Below are 7318 nucleotides of genomic sequence, written 5' to 3'. Positions count from 1 at the left end.
TAAAGTCGTTGGCGGTCGCGAGTCCTTGGATGAGTGGTAGCGGCGTCACGCTTCCGAGAGCTTCGGCACTGTTCCCAAGCACACCCCCGGTATCGCCTGCCTTCAAGCTCTCGACTGCCTCTGCGACGTCAGGGATCGCGCCGGCGATCGGTGCCATCTTTGCCACGCGACGCAACCACGGCGGCGCATCTTTGCTGTCTTCGGCCATGCTGGAGAGCTTTTCGCCAACATTCTCGCGATGTGCTTGGCGGAGTCCTTCCAGCCGTCGTCGCCTGAGCCGGGGGCGGGGAAAGGGCCGCCTCCACCGAAGCCGTTACCGGACCCTCTTCTGGCGCTCCAGCCACCGTGCGCGCCGTTACCAGGGGAAGAGGTCATATCCTGCTCGTCGGCCTCTTCCTCGAGCAGGGTTCCGCGCTCGGACACCTGAGCAGCGCTGCTCATGCCACGCTGATGGGCGATGTCGTACTGGGACCGGAAGTCATCGGCGTCCGGGCCCACCCAGTTCACCGCATGGACCAGTCCCCGCAGCGAGGTCAGCAGCTCCTCGACCCGCCCCGAGGCGCCGTTGAACCGGCTCGCTAGGTCGCGCAGCTGATCGGTGTCGGCACCGTAGAAGGTCATACCCACCATGATCGCGCTTCAAACGAGGGTGCGCCATGGGGAGGACTGCCCATCCCTGAACGAGATCCAGAGACACGCTGTTCGACGTCACCCTTGCGGGTCCCAGGGCGCCGGGAGGTACTCACGGCGCAGGTCGTAGTAGCGCTCCGGATCGGTGATTCCGTCCAGGCCGCGCTGCCACTGCTGCCCGTACTCCAGGGTCGACTGCTCCATCGCGCGCAGCGGAGCGGCCGCCCCCGGGTTGACGGGTTCCACGAGATCCGCGCCCGTGCCGATCAGCTCCGAGGCCGTCCGGGACATGGCCGGCACCGGGGTGGCGGCGAGGATGTCCGCCATCGCACCTGCATGGCGGTACATCCCGCGTTCGCCGGCGCGCACGATGCCCGCCAGGTCGCCGTCCCCGATCGCAGAGGAGACCTCCTCGCTGGTCTGCATGACGTTGGCGAGCCCCTGGTCGATGCCGGAGATCACCTGCCCCGGCACGGAGTCGCTCCCGAGCACGGCCCCGGCGACGGTGTGGGGCACTCGCACCACCGAGACCGCCGGGGTGAGTGCCCCGAGGCCGATCTCCTCGAGATTCTGCTCCGTCCGGTCGAAGATCTGCCCCATGCCGCTATGGACCCCCATCACCGTCTGCGCCGCGCCGACGAAGGGGATCGCACCGAGTCCGAGCTTCCGATCGAGCTGCGCCTCGGCGAGGATCTCGGGATCCAGCGCGAACTCCTCTCCCTTGGGGAGCGGAGCAGGCGCGGGGATGGTCCGCAGCGGGTCCGGCCGCATGAAGGGACCGCCGATCATCGGCCAGAGCTCGTCCAGATCGGGCAGCCGAGGCAGTCGATCCGCCAGACGCTGCGGGTCCGGATGCATGAAGGGACCGCCGATCATCGGCCCCCACTCCATGCCGCCCTTCCCCTGCAGCGGTGGCAGTCCCACGGCCGGGTCCGGGACCCAGGGCGGGGTCGCCCGCACGCCGAGCGGATCTCCGGCCACCCCGGGAGCGGTGTCTGGCTGGGAGCAGACGTCCTGCTCCGCGGCCTCGCCCTCGAGCTGCCGGCCGCGCTCCCGCAGCTTCTCGACCAGCCGGATCACGGTGTCGACCACCTCATCGGTGCACCGGCGGTGATCCTCCGCGTCCGGACCGAACCAGGCCGTGGCGTGCACCGTGCGTGCAACAGCGGTGATCACCGCCCCCAGCTGAGCCGCGTCGGTGGAAAACTCGGCGGACAGCTCTGTCAGGGCGACGGTCTCGGATCCCCAGAAAGTGTTCATGGCGAGACCGTAGGCAATCACGATCTGCGGACGTCGGTCACCGCCGGGGAATGTGGATGGACGAGGGATGTGGAGGAACCGTCGGCGGCGCGGGACAGCCCGGGCAGCAGAGCCCGGGCAGCAGAGGCCGGGCTGCAGAGCCCGAGCAGCAGACGGCCCCGGGAACCCGTCCTACGGATTCCCGGGGCCGTCAGCTCAGTCGAGCAGCTCAGACCACGATGTTCACGATCTTCGGCGCACGGATGATCAGCTTGCGGACGGTCTGGCCCTCCAGCAGCTCCTGCACCCGCGGCTCGGCCATCACCGCTGCCTCGAGATCGCTCTCGGAGATCCCGGGATCCACCTCGATGCGGTGGCGCACCTTGCCCTTGATCTGGATCACGCAGGTGACCTGCTCGGCCTTCAGCAGCTCCGGATCCGCCACCGGGAACGCCACTCGCGAGATGCTGCCCTTGTGACCCAACCGTGCCCACAGCTCCTCGGCCAGGTGCGGGGCCAGCGGAGAGACCATCAGCACCAGCGGCTCGACCGCCGCACGCGGCGTGGAACCGGTGGCGGTGAGCTGCTTGGTCAGGTGGTTCACCAGCTCGATGAGCTTCGCGATGGCGGTGTTGAAGTGCATCCGCTCCATGTCCCGGGTGACCCCATCGATCGCCCGGTGGGTGGCCTGCATCGTGGGCCGGTCCCCGGGGTCGTCGGTGACCGTCAGCTGCCCCGTCTCCTCATCGACCACGAGGCGCCACAGACGCTGCAGGAAGCGCTGGGAGCCGACGACGGCGCGGGTCTCCCAGGGCCGTGAGAGGTCCAGCGGTCCCATCGACATCTCGTACACGCGCAGGGTGTCGGCGCCGTATTCCTCGTACATGTCATCCGGTGCCACCGCGTTCTTCAGCGACTTGCCCATCTTCCCGTACTCCTGGGTGACAGGTTCGCCCTGGTAGGTGAAGGTGCCGTCGGCCCCTGCGACGACCTCCTCGGCGGGGACGTGGACGCCACGGGCGTCGGTGTAGGCGAAGGCCTGGATGTAGCCCTGGTTGAACAGGCGGTGGAACGGCTCCTGGCTGGAGACGTCGCCGCGGTCGAAGAGCACCTTGTGCCAGAACCGCGCATACAGCAGGTGCAGCACCGCGTGCTCGACCCCGCCGACGTACAGGTCCACGCCGCCCACGCCGCCGTCCTCGGGCGCGCCGAGCCAGTACTTCTCGTTCTCCGCACGCACCAGGACATCATCCTCGGTGGGGTCGATGTAGCGCAGGTGGTACCAGGACGAACCCGCCCACTGCGGCATCGTGTTCGTCTCTCGACGGTAGGTCTTCGGACCCTCGCCCAGGTCCAGCTCGACCTCGGCCCACTCCGTCGCGCGCGACAGCGGGGTCTGCGGCTCGGTGTCCGCATCCTGGGGATCGAAGGTCTTGGGGGAGAAGTCCGCGACCTCGGGCAGGTCCAGCGGCAGCATCGACTCCGGCAGCGGGATCGGCAGCTCGGGCGCCGCCGGATCGTAGACGATCGGGAAGGGCTCACCCCAGTAGCGCTGGCGCGAGAACAGCCAGTCCCGCAGCCGGAAGGTGGTGCGGGCACGCCCGAAGCCCTTCTCCTCGGCGTACTCGGTCGCGCGCGCCTTCGCCTCGTCCTTGTCCAGGCCGTTCAGATCCAGATCGGCGTTCGCGGAGTTGATCTTCTGGCCTTCTCCGGTCCAGGCGCCGCCGTTGAAATCAGCAGGCGGCTGCACGGTGCGGATCACCGGCAGCGAGAACTTCGTGGCGAAGGCGAAGTCTCGCTCATCCTCGGCGGGGACCGCCATGATCGCGCCGGTGCCATAGCCGGTCAGCACGTAGTCCGCGGTGAAGACGGGCAGCTCGCGGCCGTCCATCGGGTTCGTCGCGGTCAGCCCGGTGTACACGCCGGTCTTCTCGCGATCGTCCGCGGTCCGCTCGTCTTCGTCGAGAGAGGCGGCACGTGCCCGGTAGGACTCCACGGCCTCCCGCGGGGTGGCGGTGCCACCGGTCCACGACTCCTCGGTGCCCTCCGGCCATGCTGCGGGCAGGGACGAGGGATCCGTGAGCAGCGCGTGCTCGGGGGAGAGCACGCAGAAGGTCGCGCCGAACAGGGTGTCCGCACGGGTCGTGAACACGTCGAAGGATGCCTCGGGAGCTGAGGACAGGCCGGCGGTGGGGAACGTGATCTGCGCGCCGTGGCTGCGTCCGATCCAGTTGCGCTGCATGGCGCGGATCGACTCGGGCCAGTCCACCCGGTCCAGATCATCGATGAGGCGGTCCGCGTAGGCGGTGATCCGCATGTTCCACTGCCGCAGCCGGCGGGTGAAGACCGGGAAGTTCCCGCGTTCGGAGCGGCCCTCGGCGGTGACCTCCTCATTGGCCAGCACGGTGCCCAGACCCGGGCACCAGTTCACCGGGGTCTCGGAGATGTAGGTCAGGCGGAAGGAGTCGGCCAGCTCCGTGAGCTCGGCGTCGGTGGCGGCGGTGACGTCGGCGGGGGAGCGGCCCGCCCACCCCTCGGGCAGCTCGATGCCCTGGCGGTCGGCGAGGGCGAACGGATCCACAGTGCCGCCGCGCAGCTCCTCACGCAGCTCGGCGATCGGCCGCGCCCGTCCCGTGATGCCGTCGGCGTTCGGGGCCTCGGGGTCGTACCAGGAGTCGAAGATCCGCAGGAAGATCCACTGCGTCCACTTCACGAACTCAGGATCGGTGGTGGCCAGCGAACGGCGGGAGTCATGGGACAGGCCCAGCCGGTGCAGCTGGCGGCGCATGTTCGCGATGTTGGACTCGGTCGTGATGCGCGGATGGGTGCCCGTCTGTACGGCGTACTGCTCGGCGGGCAGGCCGAAGGCGTCGTAGCCCATCGTGTAGAGGACGTTCTTGCCCATCATCCGCTGATGGCGGGCGACCACGTCGGTCGCGATGTATCCCAGCGGATGTCCCACGTGCAGCCCTGCCCCGGAGGGGTAGGGGAACATGTCCATGATGTACATCTTCTCGGCGGCGGCGCCGCCGGAAGTGGCGGCGGCCTGCTCGATCGACTCGGCAGAGCCGCGCAGCTCGCCGACGGGGTTGTCGGCGTGGAAGGTGCCGTCCTCGTCCCAGCGCTGCTGCCAGCGGCGCTCGATCTCGTCCGCGACGGCGGCGGTGTAGCGGTGCGGGGCCTCGCTCATGGGTGAATCGTCCTCCGAAGGATCAGTGCGGCGGTTGCCGCCAGGCGTCTCGTGACATGAAAAAACCCTCGCGCAGGCGAGGGGAGCCGCATCGGTGCCTCATGTGCGCACCGGCACGCTCTCAGGAGCGCGGGGTGGGCGCGGGCCTTGTCCGACGCGGCTGCATAAGCAGGAGCCGTCGAGTCACGGGGTCATCCTACCGCGCCGGGGCCCGTGCCCTCGAGCGTGCTCGGGGAGTGCTCAGACCCCGAGCAGGCCCGAGATCAGCAGCAGCACCAGCACGGTCCCGATCGTGGTGATCAGCACCGTGTCCCGGGCGAGGTTCTCCGAGGCGCGGTAGCGGGCTGCAGCGACATAGACGTTCTGCGCCGTGGGCAGGGCGGCCATCACCACCACCTCGTAGAGCGAGGCGCCCCGCATCCCGAGCAGCAGCCCCACTCCCAGCGCGATCACCGGCATCAGCAGCAGCTTCGAGGCCGAGGCGACCGCGATCAGCCCGCGATAGCCGTCAGCCTTCGCCAGCGGCCGCGAGCCGTAGAGGGAGAGCCCATAGGCCAGCAGCATCGCCGGGATCGCCATGTCCGCGAACGAGTGGATCGGCTCGAGCGCGACCGCCGGGATCTTCACCCCCGCCAGCACCAGGAGCAGGCCGACGGCGGAGGCGATGATGGTGGGGTTCGCGACGATGCTGCGCAGCACTCCGGCGGGGCCAGAGGAGTCCTTCTCGGTGACCCGATGCAGCACGAACAGGTACAGCGGCGTGTACACCGCCTGCTGGAACAGGATCACAGGCAGTGCGTGCGAGATGTCGCCGAGCACATAGAGGGCGATCGGGAAGCCCATGTTCGCTCCGTTGACCACGGAGCCGCTGATCGCGGTCATCACCAGGTCCGCGCCTCGACGTCTGGTGAACAGCGCCACCGCGATGATCAAGATCGCGCCGGTGGCGAGCCCCGAGATGCCGGCCACGGCCATCGGCAGCGAGAGCACCTCGCGCACATCGGACTCGAGCAGCCCCACCAGCACCAGGGCCGGGGAGGCAACGAAGAAGGTTGAACAGTTCAGCACATAGCGACCGTGCGGACCGAGAACTCCGGTGCGTCCGACCACCCAGCCCACACCGATCATGGACCAGACGATGAAGAAGCCGGCCAGAACCCCGCTCACAGCGGCGGGAGGAGGGAAGACGTGATCACCGGACTGATCCTAGACGGCCAGCAGGAAAGGGGGTTCCGTCGTTCAATCGCCGGACGCGCGGCCCAATCGCCGGACATCAGGGGGTGCGGCAGCGGTCAGCGCATCCCGTGCGAGGTGCGGCCGTCGATCTGATCGCTGCTGCCGGGAACCGGCTCGGCGCCGTCGGAGCCGAGGCCCACGATGCGGTTCTGCGCATCGACATGGACGACACGGGGGCGGTGCGTGGAGACCTCCGTCTCGTCCAGCTGCCCGTACGCGATGATGATCACCAGGTCGCCCGGGGTGACCAGATGCGCTGCGGCGCCGTTGATGCCGATCACTCCGCTGTCGCGCTCGCCCTCGATCACATAGGTGATCAGGCGGTGGCCATTGGTGATGTCTACGATCGTGACCTGCTCGTTCTCGACCAGACCCGCGGCCTCCGTGAGGGCAGGGTCGATCGTCACCGAACCCACGTAGTGCAGGTCTGCCTGCGTGACGGTGGCTCGGTGGATCTTCGAGGTCATCAGAGTGCGCAACATCGCTCCTATTCTCTCATCACGCCCGCATGCTGGATGATGGAGACGTCCGTTTCGTCAGGAGGATCACCATGCCCAAGGCCCGCCGCAGTTCAGCACGCCGTTCCGAGCGGTTCGAGGACATGGCGCTGCCCGATGAGCTCCTCGGGGTCCTCGCCGAGCAGGGGCTCGAGAGCGCCTTCGAGATCCAGTCCGTGATCCTTCCCGACGCGCTCGCCGGGCGTGATGTGCTGGCCCGTGCCGAGACCGGTTCCGGCAAGACCCTCGCCTTCACGCTCGCGATGACCTCCCGCTTCCGCGGTCGCAAGATGCATCGCAAGCGTCCGCTCGGGGTGGTGCTGGTGCCCACGCGCGAGCTGGCGGTGCAGGTCGTGGACACCATCCACCCCTTCGCTCGGGCCGTGGGAATCAAGGCGCAGCTGGTCGCCGGCGGCATGAACATCGAGAAGCAGGCGGACGCGGTGGCCCGCGGCGTGTCGATCGTGGTGGCCACCCCGGGCCGGTTGATCGATCTCGCCGAGCGCGGCGCGCTCCAGCTGGACCT

6 protein-coding genes are annotated in these 7318 nt (G+C 68.7%); 1 reads left to right on the top strand and 5 read right to left on the bottom strand.

The features are described 5' to 3' along the window. Nucleotides 1-102 precede the first annotated feature (102 nt). The 5 genes from ACT3SQ_RS18590 to panD form a co-directional block, all read right to left on the bottom strand. On the bottom strand, nucleotides 103-621 hold the full coding sequence (locus ACT3SQ_RS18590; protein ID WP_444601575.1) for a hypothetical protein: 519 nt from the start codon (nucleotides 619-621) through the stop codon (nucleotides 103-105). Nucleotides 622-708: 87 nt separating this feature from the next. Beyond that, a complete protein-coding gene (locus ACT3SQ_RS18585) occupies nucleotides 709-1890 on the bottom strand; it encodes a hypothetical protein (protein ID WP_441444376.1) in 1182 nt (393 codons plus the stop codon). 208 nt (nucleotides 1891-2098) lie between these two features. Then, complete coding sequence (gene leuS, locus ACT3SQ_RS18580) at nucleotides 2099-5059, bottom strand: leucine--tRNA ligase (RefSeq protein ID WP_441444377.1); 2961 nt, start codon at nucleotides 5057-5059, stop codon at nucleotides 2099-2101. A gap of 240 nt (nucleotides 5060-5299) precedes the next feature. After that, nucleotides 5300-6226: an AEC family transporter gene (locus ACT3SQ_RS18575; protein ID WP_441444378.1), complete on the bottom strand. Its 927-nt coding sequence runs from the start codon at nucleotides 6224-6226 to the stop codon at nucleotides 5300-5302. A 125-nt stretch (nucleotides 6227-6351) separates the two neighbouring features. After that, the gene (panD, locus tag ACT3SQ_RS18570) at nucleotides 6352-6777 is read right to left on the bottom strand and encodes an aspartate 1-decarboxylase (RefSeq protein ID WP_441444379.1); all 426 of its coding nucleotides are present in this window, start codon (nucleotides 6775-6777) and stop codon (nucleotides 6352-6354) included. Nucleotides 6778-6845: 68 nt separating this feature from the next. Here panD and ACT3SQ_RS18565 point away from each other — a divergent pair. Continuing rightward, nucleotides 6846-7318: DEAD/DEAH box helicase (locus tag ACT3SQ_RS18565; protein WP_444601574.1), on the top strand; the 473-nt coding region annotated here is incomplete at its 3' end.

The sequence above is a fragment of the Brachybacterium sp. AOP42-C2-15 genome, from assembly GCF_052377065.1.
Lineage (GTDB): Bacteria > Actinomycetota > Actinomycetes > Actinomycetales > Dermabacteraceae > Brachybacterium.
The sequence above is the reverse complement of the archived record's forward strand: the minus strand, read 5'-3'. Positions and strand labels throughout refer to the sequence as shown.